Origin of the sequence: Nitrosospira sp. NRS527 (assembly GCF_018406445.1) — a bacterium.
In the GTDB taxonomy this organism is placed as follows: Bacteria; Pseudomonadota; Gammaproteobacteria; order Burkholderiales; family Nitrosomonadaceae; genus Nitrosospira; species Nitrosospira briensis.
The window spans coordinates 2,430,582-2,451,596 of record NZ_AP024515.1; the positions used below are offsets into that span (position 1 = coordinate 2,430,582).

The 21,015-nt window shown below is 50.8% G+C and carries 20 protein-coding genes and 1 other RNA gene; 7 read left to right on the forward strand and 14 right to left on the reverse strand.

All coding sequences use genetic code 11. The annotated features are described in order from the left end of the window. Positions 1-82 precede the first annotated feature (82 nt). The 4 genes from KJS40_RS10975 to KJS40_RS10990 form a co-directional block, all read right to left on the reverse strand. Positions 83-1,687 carry an efflux transporter outer membrane subunit gene (locus KJS40_RS10975; protein ID WP_244859559.1) on the reverse strand — a complete coding sequence of 535 codons (1,605 nt, stop codon included), beginning with the start codon at positions 1,685-1,687 and terminating at the stop codon, positions 83-85. A gap of 283 nt (positions 1,688-1,970) precedes the next feature. Beyond that, positions 1,971-3,071 (reverse strand): biotin/lipoyl-binding protein, encoded by a 1,101-nt coding sequence (locus KJS40_RS10980; protein WP_213537742.1) that lies wholly within the window; start codon positions 3,069-3,071, stop codon positions 1,971-1,973. Continuing rightward, a complete protein-coding gene (locus tag KJS40_RS10985) occupies positions 3,068-3,763 on the reverse strand; it encodes an ABC transporter ATP-binding protein (RefSeq protein ID WP_213537744.1) in 696 nt (231 codons plus the stop codon). The genes KJS40_RS10980 and KJS40_RS10985 overlap by 4 nt, the downstream gene beginning before the upstream one ends. Before the next feature lie 3 nt (positions 3,764-3,766). Continuing rightward, a complete protein-coding gene (locus tag KJS40_RS10990; RefSeq protein ID WP_213537745.1) occupies positions 3,767-3,949 on the reverse strand; it encodes a hypothetical protein in 183 nt (60 codons plus the stop codon). A gap of 88 nt (positions 3,950-4,037) precedes the next feature. Here KJS40_RS10990 and KJS40_RS10995 point away from each other — a divergent pair. Continuing rightward, positions 4,038-5,179 (forward strand): IS3 family transposase gene (locus tag KJS40_RS10995; RefSeq protein ID WP_213537444.1). Its coding sequence is split into 2 segments (ribosomal slippage): positions 4,038-4,290 and positions 4,290-5,179, totalling 1,143 coding nucleotides; the frame shifts between segments, so codons are not numbered across the junction. 58 nt (positions 5,180-5,237) lie between these two features. Here KJS40_RS10995 and KJS40_RS11000 read toward each other — a convergent pair. Beyond that, positions 5,238-6,194, reverse strand: a complete 957-nt coding sequence (locus KJS40_RS11000; RefSeq protein WP_213537747.1) for an ABC transporter permease — start codon at positions 6,192-6,194, stop codon at positions 5,238-5,240. A 280-nt stretch (positions 6,195-6,474) separates the two neighbouring features. On the opposite strand from KJS40_RS11000, the gene KJS40_RS11005 reads away from it, so the two are divergent. Then, positions 6,475-7,524: an isoaspartyl peptidase/L-asparaginase gene (locus tag KJS40_RS11005; protein WP_244859562.1), complete on the forward strand. Its 1,050-nt coding sequence runs from the start codon at positions 6,475-6,477 to the stop codon at positions 7,522-7,524. Between the two features lie 106 nt (positions 7,525-7,630). On the opposite strand, the gene KJS40_RS11010 is transcribed toward KJS40_RS11005, so the two are convergent. Beyond that, entirely contained in the window at positions 7,631-8,977 is a 1,347-nt protein-coding gene (locus KJS40_RS11010) for a cytochrome P450 (RefSeq protein ID WP_213537749.1), read from the reverse strand. 323 nt (positions 8,978-9,300) lie between these two features. Between KJS40_RS11010 and KJS40_RS11015 the strand changes: the two genes are divergently transcribed. Beyond that, the gene (locus KJS40_RS11015) at positions 9,301-9,984 is read left to right on the forward strand and encodes a zinc metallopeptidase (RefSeq protein ID WP_213537751.1); all 684 of its coding nucleotides are present in this window, start codon (positions 9,301-9,303) and stop codon (positions 9,982-9,984) included. A gap of 510 nt (positions 9,985-10,494) precedes the next feature. Here the strand turns inward: KJS40_RS11015 and KJS40_RS11020 are convergent. Then, the gene (locus KJS40_RS11020; RefSeq protein ID WP_213537753.1) at positions 10,495-11,055 is read right to left on the reverse strand and encodes a hypothetical protein; all 561 of its coding nucleotides are present in this window, start codon (positions 11,053-11,055) and stop codon (positions 10,495-10,497) included. A 613-nt stretch (positions 11,056-11,668) separates the two neighbouring features. On the opposite strand from KJS40_RS11020, the gene KJS40_RS11025 reads away from it, so the two are divergent. Continuing rightward, a protein-coding gene (locus KJS40_RS11025; RefSeq protein WP_213537444.1) for an IS3 family transposase occupies positions 11,669-12,810 on the forward strand; the annotation gives its coding sequence in 2 pieces (ribosomal slippage) (positions 11,669-11,921 and positions 11,921-12,810; 1,143 coding nt in all). Between the two features lie 31 nt (positions 12,811-12,841). Here the strand turns inward: KJS40_RS11025 and KJS40_RS11030 are convergent. After that, a complete protein-coding gene (locus KJS40_RS11030; RefSeq protein WP_213537755.1) occupies positions 12,842-14,017 on the reverse strand; it encodes a hypothetical protein in 1,176 nt (391 codons plus the stop codon). 223 nt (positions 14,018-14,240) lie between these two features. Between KJS40_RS11030 and KJS40_RS15400 the strand changes: the two genes are divergently transcribed. Further along, on the forward strand, positions 14,241-14,447 hold the full coding sequence (locus tag KJS40_RS15400; RefSeq protein WP_244859563.1) for a hypothetical protein: 207 nt from the start codon (positions 14,241-14,243) through the stop codon (positions 14,445-14,447). 32 nt (positions 14,448-14,479) lie between these two features. Next, a complete protein-coding gene (locus KJS40_RS11040; RefSeq protein ID WP_213537759.1) occupies positions 14,480-14,938 on the forward strand; it encodes a hypothetical protein in 459 nt (152 codons plus the stop codon). A 117-nt stretch (positions 14,939-15,055) separates the two neighbouring features. On the opposite strand, the gene KJS40_RS11045 is transcribed toward KJS40_RS11040, so the two are convergent. Further along, a complete protein-coding gene (locus KJS40_RS11045; RefSeq protein ID WP_213537761.1) occupies positions 15,056-15,940 on the reverse strand; it encodes a DUF72 domain-containing protein in 885 nt (294 codons plus the stop codon). A gap of 131 nt (positions 15,941-16,071) precedes the next feature. Between KJS40_RS11045 and KJS40_RS11050 the strand changes: the two genes are divergently transcribed. After that, positions 16,072-16,581: a site-specific integrase gene (locus tag KJS40_RS11050; protein WP_348529523.1), complete on the forward strand. Its 510-nt coding sequence runs from the start codon at positions 16,072-16,074 to the stop codon at positions 16,579-16,581. A gap of 133 nt (positions 16,582-16,714) precedes the next feature. Here the strand turns inward: KJS40_RS11050 and ssrA are convergent. The 5 genes from ssrA to KJS40_RS11075 form a co-directional block, all read right to left on the reverse strand. Next, positions 16,715-17,076: a transfer-messenger RNA gene (gene ssrA, locus KJS40_RS11055) on the reverse strand. Positions 17,077-17,213: 137 nt separating this feature from the next. Next, on the reverse strand, positions 17,214-17,861 hold the full coding sequence (locus KJS40_RS11060; RefSeq protein WP_213537764.1) for an HAD-IA family hydrolase: 648 nt from the start codon (positions 17,859-17,861) through the stop codon (positions 17,214-17,216). Positions 17,862-17,993: 132 nt separating this feature from the next. Beyond that, complete coding sequence (ubiG, locus tag KJS40_RS11065) at positions 17,994-18,713, reverse strand: bifunctional 2-polyprenyl-6-hydroxyphenol methylase/3-demethylubiquinol 3-O-methyltransferase UbiG (RefSeq protein WP_213537766.1); 720 nt, start codon at positions 18,711-18,713, stop codon at positions 17,994-17,996. A 202-nt stretch (positions 18,714-18,915) separates the two neighbouring features. After that, the gene (locus KJS40_RS11070; RefSeq protein WP_213537769.1) at positions 18,916-20,250 is read right to left on the reverse strand and encodes a TRZ/ATZ family hydrolase; all 1,335 of its coding nucleotides are present in this window, start codon (positions 20,248-20,250) and stop codon (positions 18,916-18,918) included. A 68-nt stretch (positions 20,251-20,318) separates the two neighbouring features. Continuing rightward, positions 20,319-20,987: an OmpA family protein gene (locus tag KJS40_RS11075; RefSeq protein ID WP_213537771.1), complete on the reverse strand. Its 669-nt coding sequence runs from the start codon at positions 20,985-20,987 to the stop codon at positions 20,319-20,321. Positions 20,988-21,015 lie beyond the last annotated feature (28 nt).

The following is a 21,015-nucleotide window of genomic DNA, read 5'->3' on the forward strand; positions in this document are numbered from 1 at the left end:
CCACCAATGATTCATGGCGATTTTTCATTCCTTGCGAAGTATGGGTCTCTCACTCTCTACTCCTGGCCGGCCTCCCGGCGCACTAACGTGCTTTATCTATTTCTTGCGGCGGTTCGAGATTGAATAATACATCGCCGCTTCGTGACAATTGCTCCTTTCCGCCGGCATTCCACCAGCCGCCACCCAGAGCGACGAAGAGGGCCGAGGTATCCTGGAAACGCTGAGTCAGTGTCTGAAGATAGCTTATCCTCGCCTGAAAGTATTGGCTGTTGGCAATCAGAACCTGCAGATAATTAACCAGACCTGCCTGGTAGTTGGTCTGTATCAAATGCATCGTTTCCTGCGCCAATTCGAGTTCTTGCGATTGACTTCGCAACGCCTCGGCATCGTGTTCCAGCGCCAGCAGGATGTCGGCCACTTGAGCCAAGGCATCAAGGGCAGTCTGGCGATAGTTCGCCAGGGATTGCTTATAGGCGTCGATCGCCGCCTTCCGATGCAACCACAGCGTCCCGCCATGAAATAACGGTGCAACGAAGTTGGCGCCTGCACTCCAGAAGTTGCCGCTCCTCATGAAAACATCCAGGAGAGTCCGGCTATTCTGACCATAGGTGCCGCTCAGCGTGAAGCTGGGAAACATTTCCGCTGTTGCAACACCGATATTGGCGCTGTATTCATGCACCTGAGCCTCGGCCGACAGAATATCGGGACGCTGGCGCACTAATTCGGAAGGCAAGGTCACTGGCAGTTTCGTTGGCAGCGAGAGATCAGCCAGATCAATCTCTGAAGCTATTCCTTCCCCCGGAGCGTGGCCAGTCAATGTGGCAAGCAGGTGCTCAGCCTGGCTGCGCTTCTGCTCAAGCGGGGGAAGCGTGGCTTCAAGAGCCGCCAACTGGGTTTTAAGGCTGACCAGATTCACATATGCAACCGTGCCTGCCCGTGTTTGCGTTTCGGTAATCTTGATTTGTTCCTGCTGTAAACCAATCAGTTGCTGCGTCGCCTGAATCTGAGCCTCATAACCCGCTCGGGCAATCACAGTATTCACGATATTACCGGACAAGGTTAGATACGTGCCCAGAACCGTATAACGTTGAAGATCCCTCTGAGCACCCAGGCCCTCTACCGCCCGCCTTTGGCCCCCAAATACGTCGAGCGCATAACTCACCGTGGTCGATATTGTAAAGAGATTGAAGATGGTGCTGGTATTGGCGCCGAAACGAGCGGCCGAGAACCGCTGGCGGGCAAAACCTCCAGCAAGATCCACCTGCGGATAAAACACCCCATAACCGGCCCGCAAATTCTCTTGACTTTGCCGCAAGCCGGCCTGTGCCGCTTGCAGGCTTGCATTGTTGACGATTGCCCCCTTCACGAGGGCATCCAGCTTGGGGGATTTGAACAGATGCCACCAATTTGCCGCGATCTTCGCACCTTGTTCAAAATGTTGCGCCTGCTCCTCTACAGAAACGGTCACGTCCGGTTGCGCGTCGGGCACGTAACGTTCAGTCGCCGGTGGTTTCGGGCGGACAAAATCAGGTCCAACGGCGCAACCCGCCGACGCCAGTAGCCAGATTGTGCAAAGTCCGCCCAACGTGCGCTTCCCCCAGAAAGAAAATAGCCAACATACGTTCGCAGAATCGACCTCCTTTCGACGATTCCATAACGTGCGCGCCTTCCTTCCGGACTCCATCATTTTTCGTCATCCTCGATGCATCGGAAATGACTCGGCGATATTTTGCCAGATGCAAATCATGTAACAAGCTACGGCCTGATAATGATACTTGACCATGAGACCAAGAAATTTAACGTAATGGGCGCATTCAATGTGCTGCTTACCTATGAGGCGGGCTTTAAAGGCAGCCCAGGCAACTCTGCCTGGTCAGGTTGCTGTGGAAAGGAATCGACTACATACCATTGCGTCCTTTCCCCCGATGCCGCTGCAGCCACAGTCCGCCCTACTGAGCAAACCGGACGGCTTATTCAGAGACATCCTCCTTCTCACCGATATAAACGTCCACTAACTGGCCAGGATACACCTGCACATCCTTCGGCTTCTCAAAGCGGAAGAGTACCGGGAGTACCCTGACATCTACTCGTTCCGTTCGCTGGTTCGATAACTGTATCTTGGGCGAAACATAGGGTTGCAATCGAACATATTCCAATGGAATACGAATGTTTGTGCCGCGAATAAACATTTGTGCATGTATTTTTGAGATATCAGGAATCCGATGAATCAGGATCTCATCAACATAGCATCTTACGGCGAGATTATTTTCCGGATTTCCCATCACGACAATCGGATTGAAATCCTCCGTATAAGTACCATAAACGCCCTGCGATGAAATATAACTGCCCACCGTTGCTTTTACGGACAATATGACACCATCGGCCGGCGCCCTGATGACATATTTTGCCAGTAAGGCGCTTCCAGCCATATAAGTGTTGGACAATGCGGTATATTGCCGCTCTTGGTTTTGGATATCGTATTTCCAGGCTCCAGCTTTCGTCAGATTGTAGTTGCTCAAAGCAACCTCGAGATTGGCTTCCGCCGCCTTGACAGCATTGATCGCATTATCCAGGCTATCCTTGCTCACGGACTTGGGATCAGCGTCATAAGAGTTTTGCAGCTTTTCCAGCTGAACCTCGACGGTTTTAAGATTGGCCCTCGCATAATCCAGTTGCGCTTTGGAAACAGCCAGAACCTCTTTTCTTGGTTGGGCCTTCAGTTCTTCCAGTAACGCATGCGCCGCTTCGGATTGCGAACGCTGCTGTTCTACCGTCGCGCGTTGAACCGAGTCATCCATTTTGAGTAAAGGTGTTCCCTGCTTGACTGCCTGTCCTTCAGTCACCAGAATCTGGATAATCACTCCTGCTACTTCCGGATAGATGTTGATGTTTTCTCCTGTCGGTTGATAGCTTTCAATAATGCCGCTCGAATAGATACCCTGCGCATAAGGATTTGGTGCTGGATTGAAAACAGGCGGCTGAGGCTTCTTTTGCTGCCCTGACAGGTAGGCGCTTGCCAAACCGGTAATAATGCCGACGATGGCAACGGCGATCATGATCTGGTTTCTCAATGACCAGCCCCCTTTTCAATGCCGACTATCTTGCCATCCTCCATTTTCATGATCCTGTGGGCATACTCGAAGATGCGGCTATCGTGGGTAACAATCAAAATACAGCGCTTGTCGCTGAGTATGCTGGTTTTTACGAAATCCATGATGCGTCGCCCGGTATCTCCATCCAGCGACGCGGTAGGCTCATCAAAGATCAGGATATCCGGTTGACTCACCAGCGCTCTCGCAATGGCAACCCGTTGTTGCTCTCCGCCACTCAATTTCATCGGCGGAAGCTCGACCTTATTTTTGAGTCCTACTATCTCCAGATAATGCGTTGCTTCCCGAATGGAATCGTCCCAATCCCGCTTCTTCAGGATGAGTGGAATGGCGACATTCTCAGCTGTGGTCAGGCGCGGAAAAAGATGATAATCCTGGAATACGAAACCAACCTTATTTAACCGGAATTCAGCGATCTGATCGGATTCCAGTTTCCATATATCGATACTGTCTACGGTTACAGTCCCTGAATTTGGGCGCAGGATGCCGGAAATCATGCTTAATAAGGTTGTTTTCCCACTCCCGGAAGGGCCTACGATAAAAAATATCTCGCCGAAATAGGCTTCGAAACTCACATCCTTTACCGCATAAGTTTTGAGATCGCCCTCCCCAAACCACTTGGCCAATTCACTGGCTGAAATTGCAGGATTCACATCCTAGCCTCTGAAGATATCGAAAGGCTCAATCTTCAGCACCTTTCTTATCCCGATATAGCTTGAAATTCCAGCGATAATCAGAACCATGAAGAACGCAAACGCCAGGGTGGTATAGGTTATATTGGCGGAATAGTCGGGGATTCTGAGCTTCGCGATCGCGATGATGAGAGTGCAGAGACCCACTCCTAATCCTGACCCTACCCCAATAAACAGTACCGATTAAAAGTAGAATTTCCGGCATGATTTTAACCTTGATGAAAGGAGTCATGACGTGAAGAGAAGCAAGTATACGGAGCAGCAGATCGCGTTTGCCCTGAAGCAGGCAGAGCTTGGCACGCCGGTTGAAGAAGTCTGCAGGAAGATGGGCATCAGTGATGCGACGTTTTATAACTGGAAGAAGAAGTACGGTGGGCTGGGGCCGTCCGAGCTGAGACGGCTGAAGCAACTGGAAGAAGAAAATACCAAGCTCAAGCGGCTGGTCGCGGACTTGAGCCTGGACAAGGCCATGTTGCAGGATGTGTTGTCAAAAAAGCTCTGAAGCCTTCCTGCAAGCGCATCCTGATTGATGAATTGCGCAACCGTTACCGCGCCAGCTTGAGGCAGACCTGCGCATTGCTCAAGCTGTCGCGCACGGTGTACGTCTACAAGTCTCGCGCCCGTGATTCATCATTGCTGCTCATGCGCATCAAGGAAATTGCCGCCGCCCGCGTGCACTACGGTTACCGGCGCGTGCATGTCCTGTTACAGCGGGAAGGCTTTAGGGATAATCACAAGCGTGTTTACCGACTCTACCGGGAGGAAGGGCTGTCATTACGGCTCAAGCGTCCGAAACGTAACAAATCTGCGCGGCTGCGCCAGCCCAAGCACCACGTTACTGCCATTAATCAGATCTGGAGCATGGATTTCGTCGCAGATGCGTTGTTCGATGGCAGGCGGCTGCGAGCACTGACTGTAGTGGATAACTATACGAGAGAGAGTCTGGCCATCGAGGTAGGCCAGAGCCTGAAAGGAGAAGATGTCGTGAACACGCTCAACCGCATTGCAACGAGGCGGGGGTTGCCCAACATTATCAAAGTCGACAATGGCAGCGAATTCATTTCCAAGGTCATGGATAAGTGGGCCTATGAGCGCGGCATCGAACTCGACTTCAGCCGTCCCGGCAAGCCGACCGACAATGCCAAGGTGGAAAGCTTCAACGGACGATTGCGGCAGGAGTGCCTCAATGCGCATTGGTTCTTGTCTTTAGAAGACGCCAAGCGCAAGATTGACGAGTGGCGGCAGTACTATAATGAGACGCGCCCCCACTCTGCATTACAGTGGGCAACACCCGCTGAATTCGCCCGCCAGGCAAAGGAAAATGCCTTGCCCGGCAGGCCTACTGAGTCGGAAATTTCCACTTTAGACCGGTACTGATTTCGGGGTCAGGTCATGAGTCGGAAATTTCCACTTTAGACCGGTACTGATTTCGGGGTCAGGTCAATCCATATCCTACCAGTGACGTAAACATGGCCTGAAAAAGGATCATATAAACCAGCTCACGTCCTTTGGCGCCAATCGCTTTCAATGCACCAAATTTTTCAAGATTTTCCAGTATGAAGGTATAAAATGTCTGTCCTGAGATTGATAAACCAACCAGAAAGCTTACGACGGTCATGATGAGAATGTTGGTCCCCAATCCGGTTTGATATTTATAGTAATTGGAGATTTTCTGCATGAGTTCTTCTTGTGTAAGCGCCTGGTAACCCAGGAGCCTGACCTGCTCTTGGATATGCAGGATTGCGTCGCGGCTTTTCGGCTCAACAAGAATGTAGGAAATCGTAAACCGCGTTGACGGGATGTATTGAATCGCTCGGCTGTATGTCGTATAGAGAGTGGGAATCCCGAACAGTCCGCTGGCCGTTACCTTGGCAATCCCCACGATGACCCCGCGATGATCGTTGAGCTCGAAGTCTGTGCCTACACGCGGATTCCCCAGCTTGCGAATTTCTTCGTCCTGAACGACGATAAAGGCATTTTCCGCATAGATGTCCTCGATCTTGCCCTCAACAAGCTCGGGGCGGCCGAACAGGCTGTTATCATCCAGGCCCATAACAGTCACGGATTGAAACACCCCGCTTCTAAGCTTGACGAGCGCGCCTCCCGAATATAGCGGGACAGCAAATTTGACGCCATTGATGCTTCGAACGGCATCCAGGACATAGTCCGGCAGAGGGATACTGTTTGCTACGTTATTCACCGCTGGATCCATCACCCAGACTTTAGCCCCCACATTAATGACAGTAGATGAGGATTTGTGCAGAATGCCAAAAAAGATGGATGTCATCTGCACCATCAAAAACACGGCAAAAGTAATTCCCACCAATAAGGCAGCATATTTGCCTTTGTCGTTCACGAGTAGTTTAAAAGCGATCTTTAGAATCCCTATCATTGCGCACGTAACTACCTGGTCTGGAGCGTATTTAGGTATCCTTCGAACTCTCGCATTGATGATGGCCTCTTGAAATAGATCTACTTATGGACGGCTCCATATTTCATCTTAGTCCAGAAACAATGTAGTGTTTAGCCCACGATATCCTGGTGCAGGTTGATGATAAGTTCGCCCGGATTTTTTAGACCATATTTTGCGGATATATTTTCGTAAGGCGTGAGGTCCTTCAAGGTCTTCAGACGCCAAGCGAAGCTATAGGCCATCAGAAAGGTATGCAAGCGTGAAAGTACGAACAAACACCGCTGGGGTGGATACTTCACCGATCCGACTGGTGATTCACGGGGGCGCCGGCACCATCACGCCCAGCAAGCTGACAAAGGAACTCGAGCGGGCTTATACACAGGTGCTTGCGCAATCGCTGACTGCCGGCCATGCAGTGCTTGATGCAGGCGGCAGCAGCATCGATGCCGTGATCGCAGCAATCGTGGTAATGGAAGATTCGCCTTTATTCAATGCCGGCAAGGGCGCCGTGTTCAGTAATGCCGGTCGCATTGAACTGGATGCATCCATCATGGATGGTTCGACTCGCATGGCAGGTTCTGTTGCCGCCGTTACGACCATACGCAACCCCATCCGCGCCGCGAACGCCGTGATGACGAAAAGCGCGCATGTAATGCTGATGGGCCAGGGCGCCGATGCCTTTGCCGCCGAGATGGGCCTGGAGATCGTTGATCCTTCTTATTTCCACACCCAATTCCGGTGGAATCAGCTGCAAAAAGCCATTGCCGAAGAACGCCTGATGCAGGACCATGACGTGGTTCCCGATACGCCTCAGCCCCAGATGGACGAAAAGGTGGATGAAAAGGTGGATGAAAAGCGTGGAACGGTGGGAGCCGTGGCGCTGGATCGCCATGGCAATCTCGCCGCCGGCACATCGACCGGCGGGCTTACGAATAAGCGCTTCGGGCGCGTAGGGGATTCTCCCGTCATCGGCGCCGGAACCTACGCGGATAATCGTTCGGTTGCGGTATCCGCGACTGGCACCGGAGAAATATTCATTCGCACCGTAGCTGCATTCAACACGGCAGCACAGGTACGGTTGCAGCACATTCCAATTATCGAGGCGGCGGATAATACGCTGGCGGAAATCGCTGCCCTCGGCGGCGATGGCGGCTTGATCGTGCTGGATGCAAAAGGTAATTATTCAATGCGTTTCAACACCAGGGGTATGTTCCGTGGCTCTATCGGCAGCGACGGCATTGTGCAAGTGGGCATGTTCGCCGACGACGATAGAGCAGTATTTACATCCAACTCACACGGTACTCGATAAAACCAAGCCGCCTGCGGTCAGCGCAAAGAGGTCAGCCAAAAGGCAATTTCCCCAACACTTCCGGACAGCTTTTGTGGATAACAGAACCAAGAACTGAAGATTGATTTTATCGCCACTTCACCCGGACTGGGATTCCACCTTTGGGGCGCAGGGTTACCGCCATCTCAATCTCGACTTCGTCCGTGTCAAGCAACTGTAACTCACAGTGCTGAACGATCATGCTGAGCAAAAGCTGGCTTTCCAGTAATGCAAAATGACTACCGATGCAGATGCGTTCGCCTGTCCCGAAAGGCATAAACGAAAACCTGCGATTCTCAGATATTAAAAACCGTTCAGGGTCGAACTGCTCCGGTTGCGGCCAAAAATCAGCGTGATGATGAAGATTGAAAATGCTGAATATCGCAAGTCTGCCAGCCTTTAGCATATAGCCATCAACCTGGGTATCCTTATTGACTCTACGCAGCATAATGCCGGCAGGTGGACGGAAGCGCATCGATTCATTGAGTACCGCTTTAGTATAAACAAGCTGCTGCAGATCTGCCGCGTCCGGTATTTTTCCTTGCAGCAGGCCGTCAAGTTCCTGACGCAGCTTAGCGAGTACATCTGGATGCCGGGCTAGTAAATATAAGGTCCAACTCAACAAATTCGCGGTGGTTTCATGGCCTGCACCAAAAATGGTAATGACTTCATCCCGAAGCTGCCTGTCAGTCATCTTTTCACCGGTGTCGTCATCGCTTGCTTTTAACAGCATATCCAGCAAGTCGTTGTGCGTGGATGGCGTAGCGCGACGCTCATTGATGATTCCGTAAATTACGCCATCGATTATTTCCAAAGCCTGTTTGAATTTTTGATTGGCCGGGGTAGGTACATACAACGGGAGCATCAATGGATTCACGATAGTTTTAGCGGCGTACCTGAGCAAGATATCCAGAGATGGAGATATCTGTTCTATTCTATCGAGGACGCTGGTGCTGAACATGGTCTGGGTGATCCCCTCCAGCGTCAACTGCGTCATTTCCCTGGACAGGTTAATCTCCGCACCTTCGCCCAGCTTTCGCCATCTATCCAGCATATTGCTGCCAGCGGTGGCGATTTGTGGCAACAGCGTTGTTATATTGCTTCTCTGAAAAACCGGCTGGATCAAGCGCCGTTGCCTTTGCCATAAATCGCCTTGGCTTGTTACTAATCCCTGCCCCAAAACCAATTCCAGGCCAGTCGGTTTTCCGTCACCGTGTATTTTTACAAAAACATCGCTTTGCTTGATCAGGGCTTGTTCAAACAGCTTCGGGTGACCGAAGAGATAAATTTGGCGGGCAGCTAACCTGAAGCTGACCAAGTCACCGTAATCCCGCTGCCAGTCACAAAGGGCCCGAAACGGATTCGCGATCATCTGGCTTAAATTGCCCAGCAGAAAGTCGCCTTTGACCTGCGGAACTGTTTTGTTATGCGGCATCGTCAACATCGTCAATACGGTTAGAAGTTTCGATCATGAGTTCATCAGCATTCAATCTGCGCACGCATTCCATCAGATGCAGCAAGTCAAACAAAAGCAAACTCACTATATGTGCTTGTCCAGTTTTCGCCAATAGGTCCTGATAGAAAGGGGTGCTGCGATCAAACGATCCATCCGCTTGACCATGTTACCGGGATTCAACATGAATTATTTTGAACATCATTGATCAAACGATAGGGTAAGCGCATGATCAACCTGTGCCACCAATAAGCCGTCATTAGACTGTTACCATTAAAGTTGTTTTTTTACTGATACTTCCCGCCATGCTTTATCTGATATTGGTCTGTTTTATCGCTCTCCTGGTTGTCGGGCCTTCCTACTGGGTCAAACATACCATGGAAAAATATAGTGAACCGGCTGATCGCTATTCATTCACGGGAGCACAACTGGCTCGCAAGTTGCTGGATAAGGCCAATTTACAACATATCGCGGTGGAGGCAACCGAATCGGGCGACCACTATGATCCGTTAAAAAAAGTGGTTCGCCTCACACCGGATAAATTCAACGGCCGCTCGTTGACAGCCATCACCGTTGCAGCGCATGAAGTCGGCCATGCGATCCAGCATCAGGATAACTACCCGCCTCTTGCCTTGCGTACCAGGTTGGTGCAATGGGCTGCGCCTGCGGAGAAGCTAGGCGCTGGTATCCTGATGCTGTCTCCCGTGATTATGGCGCTATTGCGCTCTCCCGCGGCGGGATTGCTATTTCTTGTCGGGGGTATCCTGACACTGGGAAGCGCGACGCTTGTGCACGCACTGACCTTGCCGATGGAATTGAATGCGAGTTTTGCCCGGGCCTTGCCAATTTTGGAGCGAGAACGTTATCTGATCGACGGGGACATGCCGCATGCCCGGCGATTGCTCAATGCCGCGGCATGGACTTATGTTGCGGCTTCCCTGATGACACTCCTCAATATGGTGCGTTGGTTGGCGATTCTACGCCGATGATTGAAGTTAAATATGCGGATGTTGATGTCAGAATGGGCGGTCAGCCCAGGAATCCGAATTTCTCTATTGGTGAATAATAGGTCGGACACGCTCACCCGTACAGGGGGCGGTGTGAATAAAAAGGCCGCACCTGATCCATTACGTGCGGAAAATGGAATTCGACGAAGGAAGAGGCGAAGGAAGATCAGGTGACTGATCGCGTTTACCAAATTCGGCAGACCACATGCCTGTGTATAAATCTGCCGTCCACAATGAAATTTGCTGTGCTGTCGACGTTAAGCTCGACCAATCACTTGTGGGCAGTAAATTTATTATGACTATAAGTTTATTTAAAAACAAACAGTTACGAACGGGATTGGCGGAAGCGGTGTCCACCATCAAACCTCTTAGACCCGCATGGAGGCTTATTCTTGCTGCCAGTCCATTTTACTCTACAAGCAAATATACAAGATAGAATCTCTGCTTTTGTATCCGGGTTCGCCTCACAGCATATTTGCAGTGCTAGGAGCATTACCATACTCGTTTATCAGCAGGACCGCTCCATTTTTCGTAGTTGGTCACTAGAAACAAAATAAGACTGTCGTTAAAAATGCTGGCTCCAGCTCCAAATTTTTCTAATTTACCTTGTTCGTTAATTCTAAGATTACACTCAGCCAACACAACTTCCTTAATTAAGGGATGTTTTAGCCTTTTAAAAATGTAGTGTTGCCAGGCTTTCCAAGTGCCATTCATGAACGGCAGCTTTGTTTCATGAACGTGAAGCATCTCCTCAAAAAGATTTAGGTAGAAATAGACGAGCGATTTAAGCTGTACATGTAAGGTATCTACGGGCGTAGTTTCAAAATAATCTGCCTTTGATCGATCCGCTTGTTTCAAAAATGCTTCATATACGTTGGGATTACTAACTATCAGTTTATTAATATCATAAAATCGATCATTGAATTTAGATGACAATGATTTTTTATTGATTCTGTAAGAAAAAAAAGCGGCAATGGCAGAGAACATTGCCGCAATGGCACTATACGTGGAGGGCTCACTGATCAGAAGGAAAGACGACGTTGTCGTGCTCATTAATTACTCCCTGTTGTTAATTCTATATAAGGACTGGGTTGATCGACTGGTCTTGCGGATACTGAAACTCATCGATATTCTAGACATTAACGGGAAAGGGCGGGCTGCCACTTGGGGAGTAATCATAGGGGGTCGTTGCTGCGGACAACTACGTCTACCTGGTGCCGTTTGCCGAGGAAGAAGACTACCTCTTCCTCAAGACCATCATCCCGAGTCCAAAGCGACAAGGGATTATTTGAATCAAGGTGAGCCTGATGCCGAAGATTGATGCGTACGAGCAGGAAGTTCTTGATACTTTCGAGAAAGGGCAACTCAAATCGGTTACAACCAAGGCAGAGCTTGTTAGGCTCAAGGCAGCGGGTCACGGCACCGATGGGGTCACACGGCACCGATGGGGTCAGACTCGATTGGTCTTAAATTGTTCCGATCGCCTATCTCCACCCTTGGCCGCAGGCTCTACCCGCCTCTTCAGTTTCCCCTGAATACTTTGCTTGAACCGGTCGTTTCCCAATACCCAAGCCTTGTTTGTGGCCTTGACCCTACCCCAATAAACAGTACCGATTAAAAGTAGAATTTCCGGCATGATTTTAACCTTGATGAAAGGAGTCATGACGTGAAGAGAAGCAAGTATACGGAGCAGCAGATCGCGTTTGCCCTGAAGCAGGCAGAGCTTGGCACGCCGGTTGAAGAAGTCTGCAGGAAGATGGGCATCAGTGATGCGACGTTTTATAACTGGAAGAAGAAGTACGGTGGGCTGGGGCCGTCCGAGCTGAGACGGCTGAAGCAACTGGAAGAAGAAAATACCAAGCTCAAGCGGCTGGTCGCGGACTTGAGCCTGGACAAGGCCATGTTGCAGGATGTGTTGTCAAAAAAGCTCTGAAGCCTTCCTGCAAGCGCATCCTGATTGATGAATTGCGCAACCGTTACCGCGCCAGCTTGAGGCAGACCTGCGCATTGCTCAAGCTGTCGCGCACGGTGTACGTCTACAAGTCTCGCGCCCGTGATTCATCATTGCTGCTCATGCGCATCAAGGAAATTGCCGCCGCCCGCGTGCACTACGGTTACCGGCGCGTGCATGTCCTGTTACAGCGGGAAGGCTTTAGGGATAATCACAAGCGTGTTTACCGACTCTACCGGGAGGAAGGGCTGTCATTACGGCTCAAGCGTCCGAAACGTAACAAATCTGCGCGGCTGCGCCAGCCCAAGCACCACGTTACTGCCATTAATCAGATCTGGAGCATGGATTTCGTCGCAGATGCGTTGTTCGATGGCAGGCGGCTGCGAGCACTGACTGTAGTGGATAACTATACGAGAGAGAGTCTGGCCATCGAGGTAGGCCAGAGCCTGAAAGGAGAAGATGTCGTGAACACGCTCAACCGCATTGCAACGAGGCGGGGGTTGCCCAACATTATCAAAGTCGACAATGGCAGCGAATTCATTTCCAAGGTCATGGATAAGTGGGCCTATGAGCGCGGCATCGAACTCGACTTCAGCCGTCCCGGCAAGCCGACCGACAATGCCAAGGTGGAAAGCTTCAACGGACGATTGCGGCAGGAGTGCCTCAATGCGCATTGGTTCTTGTCTTTAGAAGACGCCAAGCGCAAGATTGACGAGTGGCGGCAGTACTATAATGAGACGCGCCCCCACTCTGCATTACAGTGGGCAACACCCGCTGAATTCGCCCGCCAGGCAAAGGAAAATGCCTTGCCCGGCAGGCCTACTGAGTCGGAAATTTCCACTTTAGACCGGTACTGATTTCGGGGTCAGGTCACCATTACATGTAACATTAATCTCCAAAAAAAGGCCTTAGCTCGTCCTCAAACGGTTCGTTGTACAATAATTTATAGAGCCTATATTCGAGCAAACGCCGACTTAATACTTCAATAGCGGTTTCGACAATTTTTACCAACGAATCGTTATCTCCAATCGATAATTTCGCAAAAGCTCCGAAGCTTAAGCCTGCCCCCCCCGCACTACGGAGAGTTGTTCCTAAAACCATCTTTGATCCATCGGCTATATTGCTGGATATATGTCTCATTGCCTTCAACTCAATCTCTGATATTCCAAATTCTTTTTCAGCGACTAACGGAGGTCCATTAAAAAATTTATCCTTTAATGTTAAAACCGTGGGTTGAAGATTAGATTCAGTGAGATAGTCAGGCTTATCCTCTTCTTTTAGATAAAGTAATTCATACAGAGGCAACAATTTTTTTGGATCCTCTTTGGATGCTATCGTTTTTGATGTTTGGTTATAGGATTGCTTATAGCTTATCTTATTCGTTGAGTTCGTCGTGACGGGAGTAGGAAATGCAAATTCAGATAACGCCTCAAGAAAAACTGTGGTAAGACCGATCAAAGCGTCGTTATCGGTCGACACGGTGAAAACCCCTTCTTGATTAAATCCGATGCTCTTGGATGGTTTCGCTAGCTTTGTTCCGTCCCGTAGAACAAAATCTCCTTTGTAGTAAGTTTTGGCATAGGTTAATAGTACTTTGCTGAATACAAGTTTGTCGTCCGCGTCTTTTATCTTTTGTTTAACTTTGTTATCTGAAGAAGCTCTTACATACTCTTTATGCATCGCGTCTATAAATTCACGCATTCCAGAATACCCCATACTCATATCTCCATTTTCCCCGCACTGACTCTTCATCAGTTCTTTCATAGTACCTGCGCTCGCCATCTCATCTGAGAGTGGTGCCTTATCTTCGTAGTATTTTGGTCCTGGAGCGGGTTGGGGATTATTAGAACTATTTTGACACTTATGACCTTTACCAAGCACCTGATCCGCCAATATTCTTAAACCTTGATTGTTTTTGTTATCTCTCGGAAGTTTTTTGAAGAAGATGCTGTTTTCCGGTTCTGTTAAGTTTTTGGCAGGTTCTATAATTGATAGTGAGCTGCATCCAGATAAAAAGATAACAATCCCAGAAGCCAATATGGAGAAAAGCGATTTTTTATTCATTTTTTTACCTTTCAAAAATGAAAAGATCAATTAAGAATGAAAGTCACCCTCATGCTTGTATGGGTATTTTAAGTATAGTGACGGAACTAGGATTTACAAGAAATTGACGTTCTTCCGGAAAATTGATACAGGTTAAAACTGGAGGTAGGATTGCTTCCCGAGGCCCCGAACGGGCAAGGAGAAGTGATGAAGAAGTCGAGATTCACGGAGGAGCAAATCATTTATGCGCTGCGGTTGGCTGACAGCGGCAAGGCGGTGGTTGATGTGTGCCGGCAGCTTGGCGTGTCGGAGGCCACATGCGGACCTGGGTGTGAGCGAGCTGCGCAAGCTCAAGCAGATCGCGGATGAGAATGCAAGGCTGCGACGCATCGTGGCCGACCTGACGCTGGACAAGCAGATCCTGCAGGAGGTAGTGCGAAAAAAACTCTGAAGGCTGCCAAGCGGCGCGAGCTGGCAGCCTGGATGCAGGAGCGTTTTAAAATCAGTGTGCAGCGATCATGTCACCTGGCGCTGCTGCAGCGCTCGGTGTGGTATGCCAAGAGTATGGCGCTTGATCAAAGCGCATTGTGCCAGCGCATTCGCGACATCGCCATGAATCGTCCCAGGTTTGGCTACCTACGGGTGCTAGTGATGCTCAAGCGCGAAGGTTGGCAGGTGGGCAAAAAACTCGTGTACCTTGCAAACCAGTCGGGCGACACCGGATTCGGATATACCTATTTATCGACTTTGGCGGTTGAAAGGGTAAATCCTGCATCGTGTAAAGTTTTGGCGGCTGCTTCAGCATTTTCTTCCCACAGGTCGACTAGCAGAACATGCTTACCTGCACTGACCCTTCTTGCGATAGCTAGCCCAATTGAACCAGCGCCGATTAAAACATTTACGTTCCCCATGCAAATTTTGCTCTTTATGATTTGCCAATAACATAAAGCTGACGCTACATAATGGCAACCAGCCCAACGGTAAACAGAATATGACCCACTCTTAGGACAGAGTCCCGCCGTGGCGTATCCACCCACCCGGCATCCCGCGCTCTAGACCTCATAGCTTGGTCTTGAGCAAACGCGCCAACACCTTCGCATTTCTGATCGCGTTGCCACCAAAATCGTTGTTGAAATATACCCATATGGTTTTGGCTTTTGCGTTCTTAATTCGCTCGGCCCATTCCTTCAGTTCGTCCTCGGTGTAATCATGGCGATACCATGCCTTTTTGCCGTGGAAGCGAATGTAAATATCGTCTGCTGTCTTAACCAGTTCGTCCGGCAGGCGCGGGGCACTGCACGAACAAAAGATGAGGTCGGCCTCTTTCAGGGCCTTATAGACCTTTTCATTCCACCAGCTCGCGTGGCGGAATTCGATGACGTTCCTCTGACCATTCTGAAGCTGGCTCACAATCGCCTTGAGCCTTGCGGGGCTATAATGGTAGCTGGGAGGAACTTGATACAGAAAGCACCCCATCCGGCCGTCGAGGATGGTTGCGATGTGGCCGAAGTCCTTTACCAGCTCCTTCGTCCCTATGAACTTCTTCGTATGTGTAATCAGTTCGCATGCCTTGACGGTGTAGACGAACTTTTTGCCGCCAGCCTGTTTAAGCCAAGTCTTCACAGTGGCCTCTGTCGGCCATGAATAGAATGAAGCGTTGATCTCAACGGTCTTGAAGGCCTTAGCATAATGGACGAACCAGTCTTTGGTCGCGAGGCCTTCGGGATAAAAGGCATTTCGCCAGTGCCAGTAAAACCATCCCGAACAGCCGATATGGTAGGTGGTCGTTTTTGCGGCTTGTTTTTTCGTCTGTGCCGGAGCATCTGCGGTCAGGCGAAGCTTGTGCATTTTGGACGCCCTAAGCACGTTGTTGTCCCGTTGCTTTTGGCGCCGGGCTTCGCGTTTCGCTTTACGTTCTTCCTTGGTGAGAACGGGTTTGTCCATAGCTATAAAATGGTCAAGGCTCAGATAGTGGGCGGTGTGTTCCCGTAACCATTATCCTCGGCAAACTGGAAGGACAGGCCCGGAATATGTTTCAGTTCGCATTCTGGTCCGGCTTAAGGACGTCTGAGCTGGTGGCGCTAGATTGGGGCGATATCGACTGGCAGCGGAAGGAAGTCTACATCAGCCGCGCCATTACCCAGGCAGCGAAGGGCAAGGCGGGCACCACAAAGACGCTATCAGGGAAACGATGGGTAAAGCTGCTGGACCCGGCGCATCAGGCGCTGGTGGCGCAGAAGGCGCATACGTTCCTTGCTGGCAAGGAGGTATTCCAGAATCCCCGTACGCTTGAGCGCTGGGCAGGCGATCAGCCTATCCGACGCACTTGCTGGGTGTATGCCCTGAAGGCAGCAGAGGTTCGGTATCGGCGACCGCACCAGACACGGCACACATACGCTTCCATGATGTTATCCGCCGGCGAGTCGCCTATGTGGGTAGCCGCTCAGATGGGGCACGCGGATTGGGGAATGATTCGGAGAATCTACGGCAAGTTCATGCCCGACGCCATCCCGGATGCAGGGGAAAAGGCAGTCGGGATTTACGGTAATAATGACGTTCGTATTACGGGTACCGGATCATCGTAACGTCAATAATGACGATGTATTACGTAATCATCATTCTTTAAAAAGCTGGCACAAATGCTGGCAAAAGTAGACTAAAACAGCCCCTTTCCAGCCCCACACTGATTTTTTTATTCCTTTAAAATCAGTCACTTATTGGTGGAGGCGGCGGGAATCGAACCCGCGTCCGCAAATCCTCTACAGACAGTTCTACATACTTAGCCATGTTATTTAATTTAACCTGGCATGCGTCAACTGGCAGACTAATGACAGGCGAGTCACCTATTTTTTAGCGTTCTGTAAAGTGACCCTACCGAACGCGATCCTCGTTAATGGCTCCGCTGCCTGTTGCCAGACCCGGCGTTGAGGCCCACCGGTGCGGAGTCCAGCCGGATTTAAGCGGCTAGAGCGTAACTATCGTCGTTTGCGACTATTGGTTTCCAGATGTATTTACGAGGTAACTGGTCCTCGGTATGCCCTGCACTGCTTTGTAATCCACGTCGAAGCCAGGTCGCCCCCGGCATTCTGTATTTACCTCTATTAGATAACGGTGAACCGGAAGAGTTCAATCGCCCTCCCCCTACGCTGTTGGCTCAGGCATCTTCTCAAAAGAACTCAGCCACTGCTTTTGATATGCTACCAGATATCGAGGAACATTACAGATAAGCGAGCAACTCTTGCGGTTGATCGATGAGGTATCTCGCTCCCCATGACTCAGGCGGTGCCGCGTTGCCAAGGTAGCCGTATTTCGCTACGATGGGTTCCATGCCTGCCGCAAGGCTGGCCTGCACATCACGCAAGTCGTCGCCCAGGTAGACGCATTCGGCCGGCGAGACATCCATCGTGTTGCTGGCTGCAAGTAACGGCTCTGGATGGGGTTTGGAGTGCGCGGTGTCCCCGCCGCTGATGATGCACGCGAAACGATTGCTCAGGCCTAGCGCCTGCATCAACGGGATGGAGAAACGCGCCGGTTTATTGGTGACGATGCCCCACGGTAGCCCGCGAATATCGAGTTGATCGAGTAATTCAGTCACGCCTTGAAATAGAGATGTTTCATCGCATAACCGTTCGGCATAAAAATCAAGGAATTCAGCGCGCATCGCGTCATAATCCTTATCGCCGGGTTTGATACCAAACCCAAGACCAAGCAGGCCGCGCGCGCCTGCCGAGGCTTCGGTACGGATACGCTCTATCGGCAGGACCGCAAGGCCGCGCATGATGCGCTGCCGATTGAGGGCATGACCCAAATCGGGGGCGGTATCGGCAAGCGTACCGTCGAGATCGAATAGAACGGCTTTGATCATGAATGAGTGATGACTGGGCTCAATGGCTGAATCAAGTAATTCAGACGCGAGAAAGAAATTGATGAGCCGGCGCAGAAAGCAGGCAGAGGCTACGGCTCAGCCTGGTATCGCTATGGGACTTCAAGCACGAATTCAAGCACGGAACGCCATGATGTAGTTGACGTCCGAATCCTGCCCCAACGCGTAAACTTTTGTGATGGGGTTGTAAGTCAGGCCAATGATCTCCTCGACGGCTAGCCCTGCATCACGGCCCATGCGGGCCAGTTCGGATGGCTTGATGAATTTTGCGTAATCGTGGGTACCTCTGGGCAACAGGCTCAGTACATATTCGGCCCCGATGATGGCAAAAAGGTACGATTTTGGATTGCGGTTGATCGTTGAGAAGAAAACCCAGCCGCCGGGCTTGGCAAGCTGGGCGCAGGCTTTCACGGTGCTCGCCGGGTTGGGCACGTGCTCCAGCATTTCCATGCAGGTAACCACGTCGTAATGATTGGGCTGTTCTTTGGCAAGTTCTTCTACGGCCACCTTGCGGTAATTCACCTGCTTGTGGCTTTCCAGCAGGTGCAGCTTTGCAACTTTGAGCGCTTTATCGCCAAGATCGATACCCGTGACGTGTGCGGCGCGGTCTGACATGCTTTCTGACAAAATGCCGCCGCCACAGCCGACGTCCAGTACCGTTTTGCCTGCAAAACCCGCAAGCTGGTCGATATAATTCAGCCGCAAAGGGTTGATTTCATGCAATGGCTTGAATTCACTGGTCGGGTCCCACCAGCGGTGCGCGAGCTGGCTGAATTTTTCCAATTCAAGCAGGTCAACGTTTACGTTGTCACTTTCCGTCTGTTTACTCATCATGCCTCTATGCGGTTTTTGTTGGCATTGCGGAGTGAAGCGCGACCTATCATCCGGCTTATCTTACCTGTCTCCATCCGCTCTCCATATAACTCTACTGTTTATAGGGCTAACTCTTCAGAAAAATAAAGGGTTTTGATGGTGACCCCGCGCTTCAACCATCCTGCATACCATATAACCATATAGGATGACTTCCGTTACGCTGCTAATTCTTCAGCCCGGTTGCCATCTGCTCTCGCCAGAATTCAGCCCTGAGCAACAACTCCTGCTCATCCAGCGTGGTCAACTCTCCGCAATTCAGCAGTATCTTACCATTTACCCACACATGGCTCACGTGTTCTCGCCCCGCGGCATAGACGAGATGGGAAACAGGATCATAACAGGGCGAGAGTTCGAGGCTGGAAAAATCCACGGCAATGATGTCGGCCGCCTTGCCCGCCACCAGCGAACCGGTAAGCGCGCCCAAACCCAGCGCCCGAGCGCCATTGAGTGTAGCCATCTGCAGTGCCTGCCAGGCGGGGAGCATGTTCGCGCCGCCGCTCTGGCCTTTGGCAAGCAGCGCGGTAAAACGCATTTCTTCAAACATATCGAGTCGATTGTTGCTGGCGGCACCATCCGTTCCAATACCGACGTTAACGCCCGCATTCAGCAGTGAGACTATGGGCGCCAAACCATTGCCCAATTTCAGATTGGAAGAAGGACAATGCGCCACAGTGCAACCTTGCTGCGCCAGCAATTCGATTTCGCCGTTATCCAGATAAACCATGTGCACGGCAATTAGATTGGGACCGAGCAGACCGAGCTTGTGCAACCGTTCTATGGGACGTACCCCATGAATTTTCACGCTATTGCTGATTTCATCATGGGTTTCATGCAAGTGAATATGGATGGGCAGATCGAGTTGCTCCGCATAGGTGAGAATTTTATTGAACACCCTATCGCTCACCGTATAAGGCGCGTGGGGCGCGAAGCAGAACGACAGCAACGGATGTCGACTATATTCGTCGCGCAGTGCCAGACCTTTGGCCAGATAATCGTCGGCATCGCTGGCATATGCGGTAGGAAAGTCGATGGCGATCATACCGATGCTGGCGCGTATACCCGATGCGATCACCGCCCGAGCGGCCGCTTCGGGATAAAAATACATGTCGTTAAAGCAGGTGACCCCACCTCTCAGCATCTCGGCGCAGGCTAACCGGGTGCCATCAAAGACAAAGCCCGAATCGACGTGCCTGGATTCCGCAGGCCATATGTGATTGTTAAGCCACTCCATTAGTGGCAGGTCGTCCGCAATGCCTCGCATCAGCGACATCGCAGCATGAGTGTGGAGATTCACCAGGCCGGGCATCAGCGCATGATTCTCAAGAACAATATGTTCCTCTGGCGCGAATCGGGCATAGGCCTCGGCATTTGGGACAATTGCGCGGATCATGCCTCTATCGATTGCAATGGCATAGTCGCGCAGCGCCACTCCGGCGGGTTCCACTGGAATTATCCAGCGAGCCTCCAGCAATGTATCAATTTTTTCGGAACAGATCATTATGTGAAAGCTTAGCAAAAAAAAACCCTGCGCGATGGCAGGGTTTTAGTTTTCAGTTTGAAGCAGGATTATTGTACTGTCGCCCGTGTGCCGGCCACTTCAACTTCAACGCGACGATCGGGTTGCAGACATGCGATCAATGCCTTGGTTTTCTTATCGCCCTTGCAGGTATCGCCGGTTACCGGATTGGCTTCTCCCTTGCCATCGGTAAAGACGCTATCGGCCGCTATGCCTTTTTCGTTGACCAGGTAGCTTTTGACAGATTCAGCACGACGCATGGATAATTTCTTGTTATAGGCATCAGAACCGATACGGTCAGCATATCCGATTACAACGATCGTGTCGTATTTGACACCTTGAAGCTTGGAGACGAGGTCATCCAGGGCTTGCTTGCCCTCGGGTTTCAGATTGGCTTTATCGAAATCGAATAGTTGATCGGAGGAAAGCGATATTTTTTCGGGTTCGCCATAGTTGGCAGGAACCGGGGCTGGAGCGGGTTCGGTAGCTTCGACCGTCTTCACGGGTTTCGGCAGCAATTCGGGATCGCATTCGTAGGTCGCCATGGCGGGCGTCCAGTAGCCTGTGCGCCAACAGTCGCCGGATGAATCTCGGGCTGTAACACCGCGTGCATCACTTGCATATGCCTCGGGTTGTTCCTCAGCCATGGCAGCTCCTGCAAACAACATTGGCACCACCATCGCGCCAAGCAAGAGTTTTCTCGTTACCGTATTTTTCATCTATCGCCCCTTTTTCAGAAAAACTTCA